The sequence below is a fragment of the Saccharothrix isguenensis genome (genome assembly GCF_052936305.1).
In genome coordinates, this window is the sequence record NZ_CP193626.1 from 2,428,951 (window position 1) to 2,448,320 (window position 19,370).

Annotated in this window: 19 protein-coding genes; 9 read left to right on the forward strand and 10 right to left on the reverse strand. The window is 71.3% G+C overall.

Features of this window, described 5'->3' with window-relative positions; translation table 11 throughout:
- Nucleotides 1-36 precede the first annotated feature (36 nt).
- The 6 genes from ACRAKI_RS11675 (at nucleotide 37) to ACRAKI_RS11700 (ending at nucleotide 6,182) form a co-directional block, all read left to right on the forward strand.
- Nucleotides 37-1,167: an ROK family protein gene (locus tag ACRAKI_RS11675; RefSeq protein WP_447007076.1), complete on the forward strand. Its 1,131-nt coding sequence runs from the start codon at nucleotides 37-39 to the stop codon at nucleotides 1,165-1,167.
- A gap of 60 nt (nucleotides 1,168-1,227) precedes the next feature.
- The gene (locus ACRAKI_RS11680; RefSeq protein WP_447007077.1) at nucleotides 1,228-2,013 is read left to right on the forward strand and encodes a DeoR/GlpR family DNA-binding transcription regulator; all 786 of its coding nucleotides are present in this window, start codon (nucleotides 1,228-1,230) and stop codon (nucleotides 2,011-2,013) included.
- Nucleotides 2,014-2,197: 184 nt separating this feature from the next.
- Nucleotides 2,198-2,800, forward strand: a complete 603-nt coding sequence (locus ACRAKI_RS11685; protein WP_447007078.1) for a substrate-binding domain-containing protein — start codon at nucleotides 2,198-2,200, stop codon at nucleotides 2,798-2,800.
- A 14-nt stretch (nucleotides 2,801-2,814) separates the two neighbouring features.
- On the forward strand, nucleotides 2,815-4,101 hold the full coding sequence (locus tag ACRAKI_RS11690) for an ABC transporter substrate-binding protein (protein WP_447007079.1): 1,287 nt from the start codon (nucleotides 2,815-2,817) through the stop codon (nucleotides 4,099-4,101).
- A 333-nt stretch (nucleotides 4,102-4,434) separates the two neighbouring features.
- A complete protein-coding gene (locus ACRAKI_RS11695) occupies nucleotides 4,435-5,370 on the forward strand; it encodes a carbohydrate ABC transporter permease (RefSeq protein ID WP_447007080.1) in 936 nt (311 codons plus the stop codon).
- The gene (locus ACRAKI_RS11700; RefSeq protein WP_447007081.1) at nucleotides 5,367-6,182 is read left to right on the forward strand and encodes a carbohydrate ABC transporter permease; all 816 of its coding nucleotides are present in this window, start codon (nucleotides 5,367-5,369) and stop codon (nucleotides 6,180-6,182) included. Before ACRAKI_RS11695 ends, ACRAKI_RS11700 begins: the two co-directional genes overlap by 4 nt.
- A gap of 109 nt (nucleotides 6,183-6,291) precedes the next feature.
- On the opposite strand, the gene ACRAKI_RS11705 is transcribed toward ACRAKI_RS11700, so the two are convergent.
- The 4 genes from ACRAKI_RS11705 to ACRAKI_RS11720 all read right to left on the reverse strand — a co-directional run bounded on the left by ACRAKI_RS11705 (nucleotide 6,292) and on the right by ACRAKI_RS11720 (nucleotide 10,890).
- A complete protein-coding gene (locus ACRAKI_RS11705) occupies nucleotides 6,292-7,248 on the reverse strand; it encodes a hypothetical protein (protein ID WP_447007082.1) in 957 nt (318 codons plus the stop codon).
- A complete protein-coding gene (locus ACRAKI_RS11710; protein WP_447007083.1) occupies nucleotides 7,245-8,456 on the reverse strand; it encodes an MFS transporter in 1,212 nt (403 codons plus the stop codon). Before ACRAKI_RS11710 ends, ACRAKI_RS11705 begins: the two co-directional genes overlap by 4 nt.
- Before the next feature lie 68 nt (nucleotides 8,457-8,524).
- The gene (locus ACRAKI_RS11715) at nucleotides 8,525-9,916 is read right to left on the reverse strand and encodes a CBM96 family carbohydrate-binding protein (protein WP_447007084.1); all 1,392 of its coding nucleotides are present in this window, start codon (nucleotides 9,914-9,916) and stop codon (nucleotides 8,525-8,527) included.
- Between the two features lie 113 nt (nucleotides 9,917-10,029).
- A complete protein-coding gene (locus ACRAKI_RS11720) occupies nucleotides 10,030-10,890 on the reverse strand; it encodes a LysR family transcriptional regulator ArgP (protein ID WP_447008396.1) in 861 nt (286 codons plus the stop codon).
- 69 nt (nucleotides 10,891-10,959) lie between these two features.
- On the opposite strand from ACRAKI_RS11720, the gene ACRAKI_RS11725 reads away from it, so the two are divergent.
- Nucleotides 10,960-11,544, forward strand: coding sequence for a LysE/ArgO family amino acid transporter (locus tag ACRAKI_RS11725; protein ID WP_447007085.1), 585 nt, complete (start codon nucleotides 10,960-10,962; stop codon nucleotides 11,542-11,544).
- Here the strand turns inward: ACRAKI_RS11725 and ACRAKI_RS11730 are convergent.
- Nucleotides 11,513-11,860, reverse strand: coding sequence for an epoxide hydrolase N-terminal domain-containing protein (locus ACRAKI_RS11730; RefSeq protein WP_447007086.1), 348 nt, complete (start codon nucleotides 11,858-11,860; stop codon nucleotides 11,513-11,515). The two genes, ACRAKI_RS11725 and ACRAKI_RS11730, sit on opposite strands and share 32 nt — an antisense overlap.
- A gap of 123 nt (nucleotides 11,861-11,983) precedes the next feature.
- On the opposite strand from ACRAKI_RS11730, the gene ACRAKI_RS11735 reads away from it, so the two are divergent.
- On the forward strand, nucleotides 11,984-12,415 hold the full coding sequence (locus tag ACRAKI_RS11735; RefSeq protein ID WP_447007087.1) for an MmcQ/YjbR family DNA-binding protein: 432 nt from the start codon (nucleotides 11,984-11,986) through the stop codon (nucleotides 12,413-12,415).
- Nucleotide 12,416: 1 nt separating this feature from the next.
- On the opposite strand, the gene ACRAKI_RS11740 is transcribed toward ACRAKI_RS11735, so the two are convergent.
- The 3 genes from ACRAKI_RS11740 to ACRAKI_RS11750 form a co-directional block, all read right to left on the reverse strand.
- Nucleotides 12,417-13,613, reverse strand: a complete 1,197-nt coding sequence (locus ACRAKI_RS11740) for a hypothetical protein (protein WP_447007088.1) — start codon at nucleotides 13,611-13,613, stop codon at nucleotides 12,417-12,419.
- The gene (locus tag ACRAKI_RS11745) at nucleotides 13,610-15,121 is read right to left on the reverse strand and encodes an alkaline phosphatase D family protein (protein ID WP_447007089.1); all 1,512 of its coding nucleotides are present in this window, start codon (nucleotides 15,119-15,121) and stop codon (nucleotides 13,610-13,612) included. The genes ACRAKI_RS11740 and ACRAKI_RS11745 overlap by 4 nt, the downstream gene beginning before the upstream one ends.
- A 386-nt stretch (nucleotides 15,122-15,507) precedes the next feature.
- Nucleotides 15,508-16,287 (reverse strand): hypothetical protein, encoded by a 780-nt coding sequence (locus ACRAKI_RS11750; protein ID WP_447007090.1) that lies wholly within the window; start codon nucleotides 16,285-16,287, stop codon nucleotides 15,508-15,510.
- A 77-nt stretch (nucleotides 16,288-16,364) separates the two neighbouring features.
- Here ACRAKI_RS11750 and ACRAKI_RS11755 point away from each other — a divergent pair, with 77 nt between their 5' ends.
- On the forward strand, nucleotides 16,365-16,889 hold the full coding sequence (locus tag ACRAKI_RS11755; protein ID WP_447007091.1) for an AAA family ATPase: 525 nt from the start codon (nucleotides 16,365-16,367) through the stop codon (nucleotides 16,887-16,889).
- A 189-nt stretch (nucleotides 16,890-17,078) separates the two neighbouring features.
- On the opposite strand, the gene galK is transcribed toward ACRAKI_RS11755, so the two are convergent.
- Nucleotides 17,079-18,173, reverse strand: a complete 1,095-nt coding sequence (gene galK, locus ACRAKI_RS11760; protein ID WP_447007092.1) for a galactokinase — start codon at nucleotides 18,171-18,173, stop codon at nucleotides 17,079-17,081.
- Entirely contained in the window at nucleotides 18,170-19,171 is a 1,002-nt protein-coding gene (locus tag ACRAKI_RS11765; RefSeq protein ID WP_447007093.1) for a LacI family DNA-binding transcriptional regulator, read from the reverse strand. Before ACRAKI_RS11765 ends, galK begins: the two co-directional genes overlap by 4 nt.
- Nucleotides 19,172-19,370: the final 199 nt, after the last annotated feature.

Sequence of the window (19,370 nt, forward strand, 5' to 3'; positions counted from 1 at the left end):
TGATCCGGCCGGGACGGGGCGATGTATCTTCGGGCGGTGCCCTCGGGAACCCACGCTCGAACCGCCCCGTCCTGGCCGGACCTGCCCGAGGTCGCGCGCGACGTGCTGCTGGAGGTCCTGATCCACGGGGCCATGCCGCGGGCGGAGATCGCCGAGCGGCTGCACCTGTCCCGACCCACCCTGACCAGGCTGACCCGCGCGCTGGTGACGCACGGGCTGTTGGTCGAAGGCGGCACGGAACTCCGGTCGTCCACCGGACGGCCGTCCGAGATGCTGCACGTGCGCGGGGAGGCGCACCACTTCCTGGGCGTGAAGCTGACCGCCGACCGGCTGTTCGCCGCGGTCACCGACCTCACCGCGACCGTGGTCGAGACCACCGGGGAACCGCTGCGCTCGACCGACCCGGCCGACGTGGTCGCCCAGATCGCCGACGTCGCTGCGGCGGCGCGGGACGTCACCGCGATCGGCGTGACGCTCGGCGGCATCGTCCGCGACGGCGTGGTGGTGGAGGCGGAGTTCCTGCGCTGGGCGGACGTGCCGCTGCGCGAGCGGGTGGTCGCGGCGACCGGCGTGCCGACCGCCGTCGACAACGACGTGCAGGCCCTGACGTCCGCCGAGCACTGGTTCGGCGCGGGCGCGGGTCTGACGTCGATGGCGCTGATCACGGTCGGCGCGGGCGTCGGCTGCGGACTGGTCGTCGGCGGCAGGCTGGTGGAGGGCGCGCACGGGTTGCCGCCCCGGATCGCGCACATCCTGGTCGACCCGAGCGGACCGGAGTGCGGCTACGGCCACCGCGGCTGCGCGTCGAGCTACCTGATGACGCACGTGATCCTGCGCGAGCTGGGCGAGCCGGGCTACGAGGAGGCGGTGGAGCGGGCGCTCGCCGGGGAACCCGACGCCAAGCGGGTGTTCGACGACGCCGGCTACGCGCTCGGCGTGCTGATCGGGACAGTCGCGAACCTCATCGACCCGCAGAAGGTGCTGCTCACCGGCGACGGCCTGCCGCTGTACGAGGTGTCGGCCGAGCGGGTCCGCGACGGTGTCGAGGCGAGCTACGAGGCGGACACCGCGTTGATCGACCTCGACGTGCAGCCGTGGGACTTCAGCGAGTGGGCCCGTTCCGGCGCCGCGCTGGCCATCCGGACCACGTTGACGGACGTCATCTGAAGCGGTTCCGTTCACAACGGGGCATCGGTAGTGTGCGTTCACTTCGGGGGAGGTGGCGCGGTGAACCGGTACGAGCGGCTGAACCTGCTGTTGGAACTGCTGGCCGATCGGGGCCGGGTCGAGGTGGACGACATCGCGACCGAGTTGGACGTCTCCGGCGCGACCGTCCGCCGGGACCTCGACCACCTGGCCCGGCAGCAGCTCCTCACCCGGACCCGGGGCGGCGCGGTGGCGCACTCGGTCGCCTACGGCCTGGCGTTGCGCTACAAGACCGTCCTGCGCGCGGGGGAGAAGCAGCGCATCGGGCGTGCGGCGGCGGGGCAGGTGACTCGCGGCGCGGTGGTCGGGATCAACGGCGGCACCACCACGACCGAGGTCGCCCGCGCGTTGATGACGAGCCCCGAGGTCGGCGGCGCGACCGGTGACGGGCTGATCACCGTCGTCACCAACGCGCTGAACATCGCCAACGAACTCGCCGTGCGGCCACAGGTGAAGCTCGTCGTCACGGGCGGCGTCGCCCGACCGCAGTCCTACGAGCTGACGAGCCCGCTCGCCGGGCGGATCCTCAGCGGGCTGAGCCTCGACGTGGCGTTCCTCGGGGTGGACGGCATCGACCCGGACACCGGCGCCTACGCGCACCACGAGGGCGCGGCGGACGTGGACCGGATGCTCGCCGAACGCGCCCGGCGCGTGGTCGTGGTGGCGGATTCCTCGAAGATCGGCACCAGGGCGTTCGCCGAAGTCTGCCCGATCACCCGCGTGCACACCCTCGTGACCGACACCGGCGCGGCCGAGGACGACGTCCGCCGGTTCCGCGAACGCGGCGTTGAAGTCATCCGCGTGTGAACGCGAGCACCAGGACACACGTCAGTTGCGTTCCGATCACGTAGCCCGTCCCACTCCTTGACACCGCTTTGTGGTGCGCGACACAGTGGCGCCCCTTCGACGCGGGTCGATGACGGTTGCGTGAGCCTCCGGGCGCGCTCCGTCACCAGCCGGCGACAGGGGCGACAGGGGGAGGGAGCAGGCCATGGCGCGTCCCGGCGGTCCGGTGACGATCCGCCAGGTCGCGCTGGACGCCGGCGTTGCCCGATCGGACGGCCGCTGCGCCGACCTCGAAGTCCCGGGACGGGTCGTCCCGCCGCACGACCTGGGCCGCAGTCGAATCTCCTCCGCCGGAACGGCCGGTGCGACGGGTCGGAACGCGGATCGGAGACGTGGCCCGGAGACCGGCCGCACCACCCTCGACCTGCCCTCGGACCGCCTCCCGCCCGCCGCCGACGACACCGCCGGAGCGGGCGCCGCGGCGACGAGGGTGCTTCAGGACACCGAAGTCCCTCGGGACTCGGTGATCGCGGTGACCGACCCCCGTGCTGTAGGTGTGCTCCCTGAAGCGCGCCGCCAAGGGCTCCGGCCCGGCACGGACGTCGCGGCGACGGGTTACGACGACTCGCGGCCGGCTTCCGTTGTGGACGGTGACCTCACCTCGGTGCGGCAACCCGTCGAGAGGTCCGCCCGAGGCGTGGCGGACCTGCTGGACAGCGCGAACGGCGAACGGGGTGTTGTGCTCCCGGCTGAGCTCTTCAGCCGAGGCAGTGCCCCGGTCCGCTTGACAGAGCACGATGTGAATTGATGGGAGTTTCGGTGATGGGCGTACGGACAACGGCGTTGCGGGCGACTGCGGCGCTGGGGGTGGCAGTTCTCCTCGCCTCGTGTGGCAGTGGTGGGAACGAAGGCGGCGAGCAGCCCGGCGGTGCGCTCGAAGGTCGGGGCGAGGTCACGTTCGCCACCGGCAAGGACACGTCCGGCAACATGCAGAAGCTCGTGGACGAGTGGAACGCCAAGCACGCGGACGAGCAGGTCCGGATCATCGAACTGCCCGAGTCCGCCGACGCCCAGCGTCAGCAGATGGTGCAGAACGCGCAGGTCAAGTCCGACGCGTACACGATCCTCAACCTGGACGTGGTGTGGACGGCCGAGTTCGCGGCCAACCGCTGGGTGGACGAGCTGCCCGCGGGCCAGTTCGAATTGGACAAGTTCCTGGCGCCCGCCGTGAAGACGGGGCAGTACCGGGACAAGCTCTACGCGGTGCCGGTGTACTCCGACGGCGGCCTGCTCTACTACCGCAAGGACCTGCTCGACGCGGCGGGCGTGCAGCCGCCCAAGTCGTGGGCCGACCTCGTCGCCGCCTGCCAGGCCGTGAAGGCGGCCCAGCCCGAGATCGGCTGCTACGCCGGGCAGTTCGAGAAGTACGAGGGCCTGACGGTCAACTTCGACGAGGCCGTGCACTCCGCCGGCGGTGAGGTCGTCGACTCGTCCGGCAAGCCGGTGGTGAACACGCCCGAGGCGAAGGCCGGGCTCGACGCCCTCGTCGAGGGCTTCAAGCAGGGCGTGATCCCGCAGAAGGCGATCACGTACAAGGAGGAGGAAGGCCGCCGCGCGTTCCAGGCGGGCGAGCTGGTGTTCCACCGCCAGTGGCCGTACCAGTGGAGCCTGGCCGGCAAGACCGACGGCTCGTCGCAGGTGGCCGGCAAGTTCGACGTCGCGCCGCTGCCCGGCATCAAGGGCACCGGCAGCTCCACCCTCGGTGGCCACAACTTCGCCATCTCCGCGTTCGGCAAGAACAAGGCCACCGCGCTGGACTTCATCAAGTTCTTCACCAGCGAGTCCTCGCAGCGGTCCAACCTGCTGGCCACCTCGCAGGCGCCGACCCTGGCGAGCCTGTACGACGACGCCGAGCTGATCAAGCAGTTCCCGTACCTGCCGACGCTGAAGGAGTCGATCCTGTCGGCGAAGCCGCGCCCGCAGGCGGTCCGCTACGGCGATGTCACCCAGGCCATCCAGGAAGCCGCCTACGCCGCGCTGACCGGTGAGAAGACCAGCGACGTGGCGCTGAAGGACCTGCAGGCCAAGTTGGAAGAGCTCCTCAAGTGACCTTCCCCTGCCGGTAGGCGAAGGACCCTGGTTCCCCACGCTGTGCGGCGCGTAACGCTTGCGCGCCGCACAGCGCGGTGGGCTCCCTGCCGCGCTGGAGGCGTGCCGGGCTCCGAGTCCCGGCTTCCGGACCGCGTGAGTGGTCCGGACAGGCCTGGCGCCGATACGCCGTTCGCACGAAGACCAGTTCAACAATGGAGGCTCGATGGGTAAGGGCGCGATCGGTTCCCCTGCGCGCCGCGTGCCTGGTCCGCCCCGGTTCCGCCGCGGTGCTCCCGGCCAGGTTCGACTCGCTCCGCGGTCCGAGGTCCGCGGACGACCCGAGGGGGTCGAATGACGACGGCGGTCGCCCGCCGCCCCCGGCGTGCGACCTCGGGCGCGGGACGACTCGCCGCGGCGCTGCTGTCACCGACGTTCGTGGTGCTCGGCCTGGTGGTCGGGTACCCGTTGGTGGCGGCGCTGCGCGAGTCGGTGTTCCGCGAGGGCACGGACCTCGACGACAGCGGGTTCGTCGTCGAGGGCGAGCAGTTCGTCGGCATCGACAACTACGCCTCGATCTTCGCCGGTGACGCGGCGGAGCGGTTCTGGAACGCCTTCAGCAACACGACGGTGTTCACCGTCATCACGGTCACGCTGGAAGTCCTGATCGGTGTCGGCATGGCGCTGGTCATGCACCACGCGATCCGGTGGCGCGGTGTGGTTCGGGCCAGCATCCTGGTGCCGTGGGCGGTGCCGACGGCGGTGTCCGCGCTGCTGTGGCGCTGGATCTTCCAGGCCGACGGCGTGGCCAACTCGATCATCGGCCAGCAGATCCTGTGGACCACCGAGGGCTGGCACGCGAAGCTCGCGGTGATCCTGGCGGACGTGTGGAAGACCGCGCCGTTCGTCGGCCTGCTGGTGCTGGCCGGGCTGCAGATCATCCCGACCGACGTCTACGAGGCGGCCAAGGTCGACGGCGCGTCACCGTGGAAGCAGTTCTGGCGGATCACGCTGCCGCTGGTGAAGCCCGCGCTGCTGGTCGCCGTGCTGTTCCGGGTGCTGGACGCGCTGCGGATGTTCGACCTGCCGTTCGTGCTCATCGGCAACCGCAAGGAATCGGTGGAGACGCTGTCCATGGTGGCGTTCGACGAGGCGTCGAGCCTCCGGTTCGGACCGGCCGCCGCGTACGCGACGGTGCTGTTCGTCTACGTCGTGGTCGTCGCGTTCGTGTTCGTGCGGCTGCTGGGCGCGGACGTGATCGGCGAGGCACGGGAAAGGGCGCGGAAATGAAGGGCGTGCTGAGGTTCGCCGGGCTGGGGTTGATCCTGGTCTACTGCCTGGCGCCGTTCTACTGGATGGCGGTGTCGGCGTTCCGCCGTCCCTCCGACCAGTTCTCGGTCACGCCGCTGCCGTCGCCGTTCTCGCTGGACAACCTGACGGCGGTGTTCGCGCCCGAGGTCGGGTTCGGCCGGTCGCTGCTGAACAGCCTCGTCGTCGCGGGCGTCACCACGGTGCTGACGCTGATCATCGGCGTGTCGGCGGCGTACGCGCTGGCGCGGCTCCAGTTCCGGTTCAAGAACGCGGTCGCGGCGCTGATCATCGCCACGTCGATGTTCCCCGGCATCTCGCTGCTGGTGCCGCTGCTGGCGCTGTTCACCGACATCGGCTGGATCAACACCTACCAGTCGATGATCGTGCCCAGCCTGTCGTTCGCGCTGCCGCTGGCGGTGTGGAACCTGACCGCGTTCTTCCGGCAGATGCCGGCGGAGCTGGAGCAGGCGGCGATGGTGGACGGCTGCACCCGCGGCCAGGCGTTCCGCAAGATCATCCTGCCGCTGGCGGCGCCGGGCGTCTTCACCACCGCGATCATCACCTTCATCGCGGCGTGGAACGAGTTCATCATCGCGCTGTCGATGGTGAACGACAGCAAGATGCAGACCGCCACCGTCGCGATCTCCAGGTTCACCGGGGCGTACGGTTTCGATCAGCCGTTCGGCACGCAAATGGCCGCGGGCGTGATCGTGACCGTGCCCCTGGTCGTGTTGGTGCTGCTGTTCCAGCGGAGGATCATCGCGGGCTTGACCGCGGGTGGTGTGAAATAGGCGCCTCGCGGTGTCGAAGGCCGGTCGTCACGTGTTGGGAGAGCCGTGGCGACCGGCCATTTCCACCGTCGGGCCGCGCGACCGCCGCCGATCGCGAAGGGCGCCGGGGTCACCCGAGCGGGGCCGGCGAGTTGGCCTCCGGGACGAGGAGCGTCGGGGCGCCGCTGCCGTCGGCGGGCACGGACCAGACGTCGTTGACGCCGTCGCCGCGCTGGATGCCGTAGGCGACGGTGTGCGGGTCGAGCCAGGTCGGCTGGTCGTCCACGCTGCGCGTCTCCGCCAACGGGGTGATCGCCCTGGTCGCCAGGTCCATCGTGGACAGCCGCCAGCCCCGCTGCGGGTCGTTGTCGACCGCCGCCTTGTAGGCGATGTGCCTGCCGTCAGGCGACAGGGACGGGCATTCGACGTTCTCCGCGACCGACCGGAGGGTGCGGGCCGCGAAGTCGCCTTCCACCAGGTAGCGGTGTCCGCCGGTCGACATGGTCGCGTAGAACCGGTTGTCGTCGTCGGTGAAGGTGACGCCCCAGAAGTTGCGGTCCACCGCCGTCTGCACCACGCCGTCCACCGTGGACGTGAACTCCTCCAGCGACGAGACCAGCGCACCGGTCTCCGCGTCCAGGATCCCGGTGCTGGTGGAGAAGCCGTTGGCGGCGTACGAGTGGCCGTCCACGAACAGCGTCCACGCGACCATCCGGCCGCTCGGCGACACGCGGGTGCGGTTCGGGAAGCCGGTCAGCGGCACGGTCCGCACCTCGTTCGACGCGGAGTCCAGCACGGCCAGCTCACCGGCCTTGAACGCGCCCACCGGACGCAGGCAGGACGTGGTGCCGGCGGCGCGGTACGCCCGGTCGCAGCGCTGCTCGGTCACCTCTCGCGGCCCGCCGGGGTCCGAGCGGGAGACCGTGGACAGCCTGCCGTTGCTCAGCACCATCAGGCGCGGCCCGCTGACGGCGGAGGAAGCGATGTCGTCCGGCCGGTCGGACGACAGGGCGGTGTACCCCACGGCGAGGACGCCCAGCAGCACCGCGACCAGGGCGGTGATCAGGAGGCGGAGTCGAGTGGTCATGAGCGGCGTCCCAGGAGTGCGACGGTGGCGGCAAGGGTGAGCGCGACGCCCACCGCGGCCAGGCGGGTGGCGGCCTCCGGGCCCCAGAACTCCCAGGCCAGGCCGAAGAGCACGGACGAGCCGAGGTACGCCAGGGCCTGCCCGCTCTGGACCAGCGCGATACCGGTCGTGCGCAGCCGTTCCGGCAGCAGCGGCCCGGCCAACGCCATCAGCACGCCGTCCGTGGCGGCGTAGAACACCCCGTACAGCGCGACCACGACGACGACCAGCGGCCACCCGCCCAGCGGCCCGAACAGCAGCAGGTACACCGCGCCCAGCGCCACGTACCCGCCGAGCATCACCGGCAGCCTGCCCACCCGGTCCGCCAGTGCGCCGAGCGGCGCGGCCAGCAGCAGGTACACCAGGCTGGTCCCGACGGCCAGCAGCGGGAACCAGCCGATGGACAGCCCTTCCCGCTTCTGCAGCAGCAGGTAGACGAACCCGTCGCCGATGGTGGCCAGGCCCAGCAGCGACGCGGCGAGCACGACCCGCCGCACGCCCGCGTCCCGCCACAGGCCGCCCACAGCCTTCACCCGCACCGGCTCGGACGACATCGGCGAGCGGTGGTCGCGCACGAACAGGACCAGGATCACCACGCCGAGCGCGGCGACGCAGGCGCTGGTCATGAACACGGAGTCGAACGACTCACCGGCGGCGGCCAGCACGGCCAGTGCCACGAGCGGCCCGGCGAACGCGCCCATGCCGTCCATCGCCCGGTGCACGCCGAACGCCCGCCCGAGGTCGCCTGACGGGGTGGACAGGGTGATCAGCGCGTCACGCGGCGCGGTGCGCAGTCCCTTGCCCGCCCGGTCGAGGGTGATCACGGCGCCCAGCGCGGCCGTGGAGGTGCCCGCCAGCAGGAGGCCCACCTTGGCGACCGCCGACATGGCGTACCCGAACCCGGCCACCGCCTTGCGCTTGCTGGTCCGGTCGGCCAGGTAGCCGCCGACGAGCCGGAGCAGGGTGGTGGCACCGGTGTAGACGCCGTCGATGACGCCGTAGGCGGCCGGGCTGAGCTGGAGCCCGACGACGAGGTAGAGCGGCAGGACGGCGGTGACCATCTCGGACGAGATGTCGGTGACCAGGCTGACCGCGCCGAGCGCGAAGACGTTGGCGCTCAGGCCTTTCCACCCGGTCGTCTTGGGGCGGGTGATCGTGGACAGGTACACGGCGCACCTCCGGAGCGGGCGGGGCGCCGCGCCCGGTCGGGGGACGACCGGGCGCGGCGTTCCCGGGGTCAGTGACAGGCGGTGGTGCCGCTGTCGGTGAAGGTCTGGCCCGCCACGGGCACGAACTGCCAGTCGAAGCTGTTGCTGCGCAGGGTCAGCTTCAGCACGCCGTACGCGGTGCTGTTGCGGACCTCGCTGTTGGGGCGGATGGTGCCGAAGCCGTAGTGGCTCGCGCCGCCCATGCCCGCGACGAACGTGCGGATGCCGCGCGTGGTGTCGAGGCCGCCGCTGGGGTTCTGCGGCGCGAACCGCTCGTAGTTGTGGTTGTGGCCGAACAGCACCACGTCGGCGTTGTGGTCGTACAGCGCCTGGAACAGCGGGCGCGTGGACGTGGACGGCGAGTGGTTGGCGGCGGAGGTGAACAGCGGGTGGTGCCAGTACGCCGCCGTGCACGGCTTGCTGCTCGCGGCCAGGTCGGCGCGCAGCCACTGCTCCTGCGCCGAGCCCGCCGCCATGCTGATGTTGGAGTTCAGCGACACGATGTGCCAGTTGCCCAGGTCGTAGGAGTAGTAGCCCCGCCCGGACGGGCCCGCGAGCGCGCCGAAGTAGTTGTAGTAGCCGGTCGCGCCGGTGGTGCCGTAGTCGTGGTTGCCCGGCGACGGACGCGTGCGCGCCTTGTGCCGGCCCCACGTCGGGTCGTAGTAGTTGGCGAACTCGGTGGCGGTGCCGCTGTTGTAGACGTTGTCGCCGGTGGTGAAGACCGTGCCGGGGATGGTGTCGAGGAGGGCGGCGGTGGCGCTGTCACCCGAGCCGGAGTTCGAGATATCGCCCGCTCCGACGAGCACGGGGTCGGTGCCGGAGGGCGGAGGAGTGGTGGTCGTGGTGCCGGTGGTGACCAGGAGCTGCGGCGCGGTGGACCCGGTCTCCCGGGAGTCGTAGTCCGCGCCGTCGGTGCTGGACGACGTGACACCGAAGCTGAACGTGCCGTTGGCCCGCACGTGCGCGGTCACGTCGACCTCGTACCAGGCGTTGCGGGCGACGGAGCCGAGCGTGCCGAGGGTGGCGCCGTCGATGGCGGGCTGGTTGTTCCAGGTCACACCGGTCTCGGACCAGGTGGTGTTGGTCATGGCCCGGAACGTGCCGCCGGCCGGGCTGTTGGAGCCCGAGACGTCGTCGGTGTGCACCCGCAGCTTGGCGCTGCCGACCGTGCCGGAGAGGCCGGAGACGGTGAACTTGAGGAACACCCGCTTGATCGGCGAGCCGTCCACGCCGAGCTGGCCGGACGTGCCGTAGTTCGTGCCGGTGGCGGAGTTGTCGACGTAGGTGTCGGCCGTCGGGGTGAACGTGGCGGTGGCGGCCGAGGCGGCCGGCGCCTGTCCGGAGGTGGCGATGGCGGTGAGGGTGGCGGCGGTGACGGCGGCGATGGCGAGCAGCGCCAGCGGAGCTCTGCGTGCTGACATGCGAAACCCTTCGTTCCTCGAACGACGGCAATAGGGCTTCGCAGAGAGTAGGGATGCGTGGACACTGTGTGGTGATAGTCGCGCGGACGGCGGGTGAACGACCGGCGAACCGCTCAGTGCAGTTCCGCCGCCGCCGCCCGGAACACGGCGTCCGCGACGCGGGCCAGCGGCGGTGAGTCGAGCTTCCACTGCTGCCAGTGCAGCAGCACGTCCACCGGCTTGTCGGGGGCGAGGTGGACGAGCCTGCGGTGCACGGCGATCTGGTGCTCGGTGAGCAGCGCCCAGCCCGCGCCCGCGACCACGGCGTCCTCGAACACGTGCCCGTCCGGCAGGTGGTGGCGGTGGGCCGACGCGTCGTGGCCCGAGAGCTCGCGGCAGAAGCGGTCCTGGAGGTCGTCCTTCTCGTCGAACACGATCACCGGCGCGTCGTGCAGCGGACGGCCGTCCGCCAGCCAGCGCCGGGCGAACCGCTTGGTGGCCACGGCGTGGTAGCGGATGCTCCCGAGTGGACGGACGACGCAGCCCTGCACCGGCTGCGGCGACGACGTCACCGCGCCGACCACCAGACCTCGGCGCAGCAGGTCGGCGGTGTGGTCCTGGTCGTCCCGCCGCACGGTCAGCACCAGGCCTTCGTCGGTGGCCAAGTCCTTGACGACCCGGCGGAACCAGGTGGCCAACGAGTCGGCGTTGACCGCGACCGGGATGGGCGTCGGGTCCTCGATCAGGCCCAACGCCTCCCGCGCGTCCCGGTCCAGCAGCGCCTGCTGCCGCCCGTACCGCGCGATCACCGCACCCGAGTCGGTCAGCTTCGCGGGCTTCGAGCGCACCAGCAGGACGCGGCCGGTGCGCTGTTCCAGCAGTTTGATGCGCTGGCTCACGGCGGACGGGGTGACGTGCAGCGCCTTGGCGGCGGCGTCGAACGTGCCCTCGTCCACCACGGCCAGCAGGGTGCGCACGCACTCGGGATCCAGCATCACGTTCGCTGATGATACGTAAGAAACCTTAGCTGGCCTTATCCACGTCGGGTTCCTACCGTTTGCGGCGTGACGTACGCGCTGCTCGCCGGGCTCGGCACCGGACTGTCCCTCATCGTCGTGATCGGCGCCCAGAACGCCCTGGTGCTGCGCCAGGGAGTGCTGCGGCAGCAGGTGCCGGCCGTCGTGGCGATCTGCGCGGGATCGGACGCCCTGCTCATCGCGTTGGGGGTTGGCGGCATGGGCGCGGCGCTGACGGCGTGGCCGACCGCGATGACGGTGGTGCGGTGGGTCGGCGCGGCGTTCCTGATCGGCTACGGCGCGTTGGCCGCACGTCGGGTGCTCCGGCCGCGCGCGCTGGAACTCGGCGGCGCGGCGTCCGCGGCGATCGTCACGTGCCTCGCGCTGACCTGGCTCAACCCGCACGTGTACCTGGACACCGTGCTGCTGCTCGGCACCGCGTCCACCGGCTTCGGCGGCGACCGGTGGTGGTTCGCGGTCGGCGCGATGGCGGGCAGCGTGCTGTGGTTCACCGCGCTCGGCTTCGGCGCGCGGTGGCTGTCCGGCACGTTCACCAAGCCCTCGGCGTGGCGGGTGCTGGACGCGGCGGTGGCGGTGGTCGTCACGGCGACCGGCGTCTCACTCGTCCTGTAGCGGTACACGAGCGGCCGGTGAAGAAGTGGCGGACGTCCTCGGCGAGCAGGTCGGGCACCTCCATCGCGGCGAAGTGGCCGCCCCGGTCGAACTCGCTCCAGTGCTCGATCGGGTAGGCCGGCTCGGCCAACGTCAGGACGGGCACGCCAGTCGTAGGCGTGCCGCCAGTGGTCGGCCAGGGCGCGGACGTGGGCGAGCGGGAGCCGTAGTCGAACCCGGCGTCCGGCAGTTCCTCGGGCCACCGGGTGCGGGCCAAGCGGTCGGCCAGGTCGTCCAGGTCGGCTTGGGGGACGTCGAGGGTGAAGGGCGTGATCATCTTCCGGCTCCGTTGGTCGCACCAATGTTGGCCGCGCCAACGTTATGTCTCATCCGTTGGTATGGCCAACGGTGTCGTTCTTCCAACGGGACAGTGTCGGACCCCGCGTCTATCGTCCGCGGCATGGCCACCTGGGAGGACGTCCACCGCATCGCGTCGGCGCTGCCCGAGGTCGCCGAGCACGCCTCCTACGACGGGAGGCCCGCTTGGCGGGTGAAGGACAAGGCGTTCACGTGGGACAGACCGCTCCGCAAGGCCGACCTCGCCGCTCTCGGCCCCGACGCGCCGGACGGCCCGGTGCTGGCGGCGAGCGTGCCCGACCTGGGCGCGAAGGAGGCGTTGCTGGCCGACGACCCGGCGGTCTACTTCACCACGCCGCACTTCGACGGCTACGCCGCGATCCTGGTGCGGCTGGACGAGATCACCGTCCCGGACCTGGAGGAACTGCTGACCGAGGCCTGGCTGTGCCGCGCGCCGAAACGCCTCGCCAAGCAGTACGAGGCCGGTCGCGGCGCGCCCCCGGAGGGAGGGGGCGGGGACGCGCCGCGAGCATGAGTCACCAGGTGCTGTTGACCAGCCCGGTGCCCAGGTAGACCTGGTCGAACCCGTTGCCGTCGTTGTCGTCCGTGTAGACGACGGTGATCCGGCCCCACGCGTCCACGCCGAGCGCCGGCTCGTCCTGCCGCCCGGTCGCCGTCGAGACCGTCGGCTGGCGCGGCAGCCTGCCCGCGACCGTGCCGTCCGGGTTCAGGCCCTGCGTCACCACGTCCTGCGCCTCGACGGACGTCGTGACCACGTTCAGCTGGTCGTCGATGCCGATCTGCGGGTCGTTGCCCGGGAGGAGGGCGTCGGTGGCCGTCCGGGCGGCGCCGGTGGCGCTGAACGACCGCACGCCCACCTGCGCCGTGCCGGTGTGGTCGGTCTCCCAGGCCACCGCGTGGTCGCCGTTGAAGTTCGCCGCCACGACGGGCCGCCGCTGCTGCCCGCCGCCGCTCGCGTTGACCGGCGCCTGCGCCACCTTCACGCCACCGGTCGGGGTGAGGATCTTGCGACCGATGTTGAAGTAGCCGTTGCCGTCGCCGTCCTCGTCCCACACCACGATCGCGTTGCCCGCCGCGCCCATCGCCACGTCCGGCCGCTGGTGCGTGCCGCCGGTCGCGTGCACCTGAGCCTCGTACGTCTTCGACGTGACGGAGGCGAACCCGGACACCCTCACGGTCGGGTTGGTCGTCGACTGCTCGTCCTCCCACACCACCGCGAAACCGGCCGTGTCGGGGTCGGCGGCGACGGCCGGGTTGAGCTGCCGGCCGGCGACGTCCGCGTTGGCCCGCGCGGAACCGGTGACCGTGCCGGTCGTGCCCAGCGTCCGCACCTGGATGTTGTAGTAGCCGTTGCCGTCGGCGTCGTCCGCCCACACCACGACCACGGTGCCGTTGTCGTGCACGGCCACGTCGGGCTGCACGTGCCGCCAGTTCCCGGTGCCGCCAGTGGACAGCTTCTTCTCGTAGCGGGACACGCCGTCCTTGAACAGGCGCACCCACACGTCGCTGTGCACGGGGTCGGCGGGCGTCGCGCTGTCGCGGTCGTCCTCCCACACCACGGCGGTCCAGCCGTTGCGCACGGCCGACACGGCGGCGTTGTCCTGGTCGCCGGTGGCGGTGCTGTTCGCGGCCATCCACGTGGCCGCCGCCGACGCCGTGCCGGTGGGCAGCAGCATGAGCGCGGCTGCGGCGGTGATCGTCAGCTTCTTCACGGCGCCTGCAATCCCGGGTTGCCCGCCTGGATGACGTAGCTCTTCAGCGTCCTGATCGGGTAGTCGCGCGTGGTGACCCGGTCCAGGAAGCGGAAGTCGACGTTCACCTGGGTGGGTGAGGTGACGGTGCGGACGTAGCCGCGCAGGTTCTTGTAGAACTTCACGTGCGGGTTGAGGCTGGACAGGCCGTTGTCCGTGGCGCTGCCGTCGCCGCCGGACGTCACCGACGTGGTGACCAGCTCGGTGCCCACGATCCGGTCCTGGGCGGTGTAGTCCATCATCAGGTTGCTCGCCCACGACCGGTGCACATCACCCGTCAGCACCACGGTGTTGCGCAGGCCCGCCGCGTCCCAGCCGCGCTGGAGCCGGTCGCGGTTGGCGCTGTAGCCGTCCCACGCGTCCATCGACTTCGCGCCGTCCGCCGAGGCGAGCTTCTGCGCGAAGAACACCTGCTGGCCGAGGAAGTCCCACGTGCCGAGCTTCTGCCGCATGCCGTCGAGGAGCCACGCCTCCTGCGTCGCACCGGTCAGCGTGCGGGCCGGGTCGGAGGCGTCCGCGCACACCTTGGTGCCGTCACCGCAGGCCTGGTCGTCGCGGTACTGGCGGGTGTCGAGCATGTGGAACGTGGCCAGGCTGCCCCAGCGGACGCGGCGGTACAGCTGCATGTGCTCCGCGACCGGCCGTTGTGCGGCGCGCAGCGGCATGTGCTCGTAGTACGCCTTGTACGCCGCCGCACGTCGGGCCTTGAAGTCGCCGGCGGGGGAGGAGTTGGCGCGCACCAGGTTCGCGTAGTTGTTCTCCACCTCGTGGTCGTCCCACACGACGAGCCACGGCGCGGCGGCGTGCGCGGCCTGGAGGTCCACGTCCGCCTTGTACTGGGCGTGCCGGACGCGGTAGTCGGCGAGGTTCGCGATCTCCACCGTCGGGGTGTGCTTGCGCACCGCGGTCGTCGACGCCGCGCCTTCGTAGAGGTAGTCGCCCAGGTGCAGGATCAGGTGCGGGTTCTCCTCGGCCATGCGCCGGTAGGCGGTGAAGTAGCCGGCTTCGAAGTGCGAGCACGAGGTGAAGAGCATGGTCGCCGACGGGCTCGTGCCGACCGCGGGCGCCGTGACGCCACGGCCGACGGGGGAGATGTGGCCGGCGGCGCGGAAGCGGTAGAAGTACTCGCGTCCGGGCTGGAGGCCGTTCACCTCCACGTGCACGCTGTGCGCCCACGTCTGCGATGCGGTGGCCGTGCCGCTGCGGACGACCTGCGTGAAGCGTTGGTCGGCCGCGACTTGCCACTCCACCGTGACGGAGGCCGACGTCATGCCGCCCAGCCCGTCGGCGTTGAGCGGGCTCGGTGCCAGGCGCGTCCAGATCACGAACCCGTCAGCGGCGGGCTCCCCCGAAGCGACGCCGAGCGTGAAGGGGTAGGAGATGGCGTTCGCCGTGGTGGGTGCGAGAACGGTGACGCCGGCGCTCGCGATGCCGCCGGCGATGAGCGTTCGTCGAGTCAGTGGGGACATCGGCTCTCCTTCGGTGCAGGGCCGGGAAGAACGCGTTCCCGGTCCTGCGTACACGGCGCAGGTGATCAGCGGCCATCCCCGACGTGTACGCCGGGTGGAGCCCCGGGAGCCCTCCCGCACACCACCTCGGACCCCCGCAGACCCTCGCGCGCTGACGTCGCAGGTGAATGGCTGTCCAACTGGACGATGTATTGGTTACCGAAGAACCCGACAAATGGTCCCGCCTCTCACCGATCGCCGATTCCCATGGCCCGGACCACCTCCGCCGACCCCGTCCGCCCGGAGCGCCGGAGCTTGCGATCGCGTAACGGAGACCGCGCGGAACGGCGGTGGTGCTCGTCTTCGTCAGCGTGCTGGTCTTCCTGCGCTACATCCACCACCCGGCGTCACCGCGGTGAGCGGTTCCTCGACGCCCACGTGATGGATCCCGTGGGGCGGGTCGCGGTGGCGCCGGGACGCCGTCGGCGCGACCGGGGCGGTCGGGGCTGGAGCGGTCGGGACTGGGACGGCTGCGTGCCGCTCGGGGCGTCGGGACGCAGGAAGTAGGCGCCCAGGCTGGCGGCGAGGGCGGCGAACACCACCACCGAGTACGCGGCGAGCACCACGTCGAGCACGTGCGCCAGCCCGTGGTCCCGATCCAGCGGCTCCCCGGTGATGGTGGCGAGAGCCACGTCGTGCAGCGCGGCGCCGTACCGCTCCTCCACGCCGACCACGACCAGCAGTTGGCTGCAGGCGAGCACGACCACCGAGGTCAGCACCAGCAGCCAGCCCAACCGGCTGGTCAGCATGCGTCCGGCGGACCGGCTGCCCCGCACCGCCGAGGACAGCACCCCACCGGCTCGTACCAGGCGCGCCAGCCGGACCACGCGGAGGAACCGCAGGAACGGCACCACCAGGAAGACCGCCTGCCACCAGTGGCGTCGCAGGAAGCGCCCGCGGTGCGGGGCCACGTACCAGCGCAGGGCGAACTCGGAGACGAAGACCGACCACAACACCCAGCCCGTCACCGTCAGGACGTTCGCCAACGGCTGCCGCTCCGCCAGCGTCTGTCCCAGGACCACGAACAGGAACAGCACGCCGAGCACGCTCATCGGCCGGTCGAGGCGCTGAGCGAGGTCTTCGGCCCACTGCTGCCGGCGACGTTCCCGCCGCTTCACCGTGTCCATTGCCGGGGTGTACCCACATCCCGCCGACCTGAGTGGTGAACCCCGTTCGCCCTCTGGCGCGAGCGGTACCGTGGAGCATGATCGTGTGGCTGAACGGGACCTTCGGCGCGGGCAAGACGACGACCGCCGGTGAGCTGGCGGGCATCCTCCCGGACGCGCGCGTCTTCGACTCCGAGCAGGTCGGCTACATGCTGCGGCACGTGATGACGGAGCCGGTCGAGAACTTCCAGGACTGGGCGCCGTGGCGTCCGCTGGTGGCGCGCACGGCGGTCGAGGTCCTCCGGTCGGTCGGCGGCAACCTCGTCATCCCGCAGACCGTGCTGAACGAGGACTACCTCCGGGAGATCTTCACCGCGTTGCACGGCGAGGGCCTGGAGGTCCGGCACTTCCTGCTGCACGTGGCGGAGGACGTGCTCGTCGACCGCATCAAAGGTGACCTCAACGAGCCCGGCGCGCACGAGTGGCGCTTGAACCACGTCGACCGCTACCGCGCCGCCCTCCCGTGGCTGCGCGACGCCGCCGAGGTCATCGACACCACCGACGTGCCCGCCCCCGAGGTAGCCCGGAAGATCGCGGCACGACTCGGCTCAAATCCCACCTAGCCCCACCCACCTACGCGAGTCCTCCACTCGGACACCGCGAGTCGTCCACTCAGGCACCCCGAACTCCGCGCTCAGGCACCGCCCGGACGCCGCGACGACACTTCGACGTGCGGGTGCCCAACGCCGGACCGGACGACTCGCGGTGCCGGAGTGGACGACTCGTGGTGCCGGAGTGGAGGGCTCGCGGGGTTAGGGGGTGGGGTCGGCTCGGCGGGCGCCGGGGGAGGCGGTGGCGGTCCAGCAGTCGGGGGCGGTGAAGTCGCGGTCGGCGAAAGCGGCTTGGACGGCCTTGGTGCAGGACTCCACGGCGGTGTCCTCCACCAGGGAGATCACGCAGCCGCCGAAGCCCCCGCCGGTCATCCGGGCACCCAGTGCGCCCGCCGCGACCAACGCGTCCACCGCCACGTCCAGCTCCGGCACGGTCACCTCGTAGTCGTCCCGCAACGACGTGTGCGAGTCGGTCAGCAGCGGCCCGATCTCCCGCACCCGGTCGGCCCGCAGCAGTTCCGCCACCTCCAGCACCCGCGCGTTCTCCGTCACGACGTGCCGCACCCGCCGGGCGAGCCGGTCCGGCAGGTCCTGGTCCGGTTCGTCCAGGTCGCGCAACGCGGGCACGCCCAGCAGCTCCGCCGCGCGGTGGCAGTCCCGCCGCCGCGCCGCGTACTCGCCGTCGACCAACCGGTGCGGCGCCTTGGTGTCCACCACGAGCAGGGCGAGCCCGGCCGGCGCGAGGTCGAACGGGATGTGCTCGGTCGCCATCGTGCGCGTGTCGAGCAGCAACGCGTGCCGCTCCCGCGCCAGCAACGACGCCGACTGGTCCATGATCCCGCACGGCATCCCGACGAAGTCGTTCTCCGCCCGCTGCGCGATCCGCGCCAGCGAACGACGGTCCAGCGACACACCGGACAGCTCCGTGACCGCCAACGCCGTCGCGGACTCCAGCGCCGCCGACGACGACAGGCCCGCCCCCAACGGCACGTTCCCGTCCACCATCAGACCGAACCCGCCGATCGGGTGCCCCTCCTCGCGCAACGCCCACACCACACCGGCCACGTAGGCGACCCACCCTGTCACCACGCCCGGCGCGAGATCGACCAGGCGCAGCTCGGCGACCCCCTGGGCCTGGCGCGAAGCCACCCTCAGCACACCGTCGTCCCGCCGCGCCGCGGTGATCCGCACGACGTGCGGCAGCGCGATGGGCAGCACGAAACCGTCGTTGTAGTCGGTGTGCTCGCCGATCAGGTTGATCCGACCCGGCGCCTCGAAAACCCCGTCACGCGTCACGCGCCACTCCCCGTGCTTTCCCTGATCTCCAACGAGAACGGCGTCCGGACGTGCTCCGGCGGCCGTTCCGGCTCTTCCACGCGTCGACGCAGCAGCTCCACCGCGGCCCGCGCGATCGCGGCCTTGTCCGGTGCGACCGTGGTCAACGACGGCACGCTGTACGCGCCCTCCTCGGTGTTGTCGAACCCGACCACCGCCATGTCGGAAGGCACGCGCACGCCGCGCTCCACCGCCGCACGCACCGCGCCGACCGCCAGCAGGTCGTTGAAGCAGAACACCGCGTCCGGCGGCGAGTCGGCGGCCAGCAGCCGCGTCATCGCCTCCGCGCCGTCCCGGCGGTGGTAGTTCAACGCCGTCGCCACCAGCTCGTCGCGCACCGGCAGCCCCGCTTCGCCCAGCGCGATCCGGTAGCCGGCGAGGCGTTGCGCGGCGGTGCCCCGGTGCGGGTGCGCGCCGATCGCCGCGATCCGGGTCCGCCCCAGCGCGACGAGGTGCGCCACGGCCACCCGCGCCGCCTCCACGTTGTCGATGCCGACGTGGTCGATCGGCAGGTCCACCGAGTGCTCTCCGAGCATCACCACCGGGATGCCGGGCGCCAGCTCGCCGAAGTCCCGCGCCTCCAACGCCTCCGGGCTCACGATCGCGCCGTCGATCATGTGCGGGCCGAGCGACGCGAGCGTGTCCCGTTCGCCCTCGCGGGTGCCCAGGGTCTGCTCGATCAGCACGTTCCACTCTTGCTCCTGCGCGGCGCCGAGCACCAGCCCGGCCAGCTCGGCGAAGTACGGCACGACCAGTTCCGGCAGCACCAGCGCGACGAACCCGGTCCGTCCCCGACGCAGGTTGCGGGCGCCCAGGTTCGGCCGGTAGCCGGTGGTGATCAGCGCCTCCTCGACCCGGCGGCGGTTCTCGGGCTTCACGAACGCGTAGCCGTTGACCACGTTCGACACCGTCTTCACCGACACGCCGGCCAGCGCGGCGACGTCTTTCAGCGTGGCCAAGCGGCGCCTCCGGTGCTCTCGGTGTCGGGTCGACGGGACAGGGGTCTCAGGCACGGTAACGACCGGGATCGTAGCCGGCCGGTCGGACGCTTTACAACGTTGTATCAACGATGTAAGAAGTGCAAGTGACCCAGGTCACCAGTACCGAGAGGTCGCCGACCGAGCACCCACGTCACCAGCACCCTGCCGATCGTGGAGC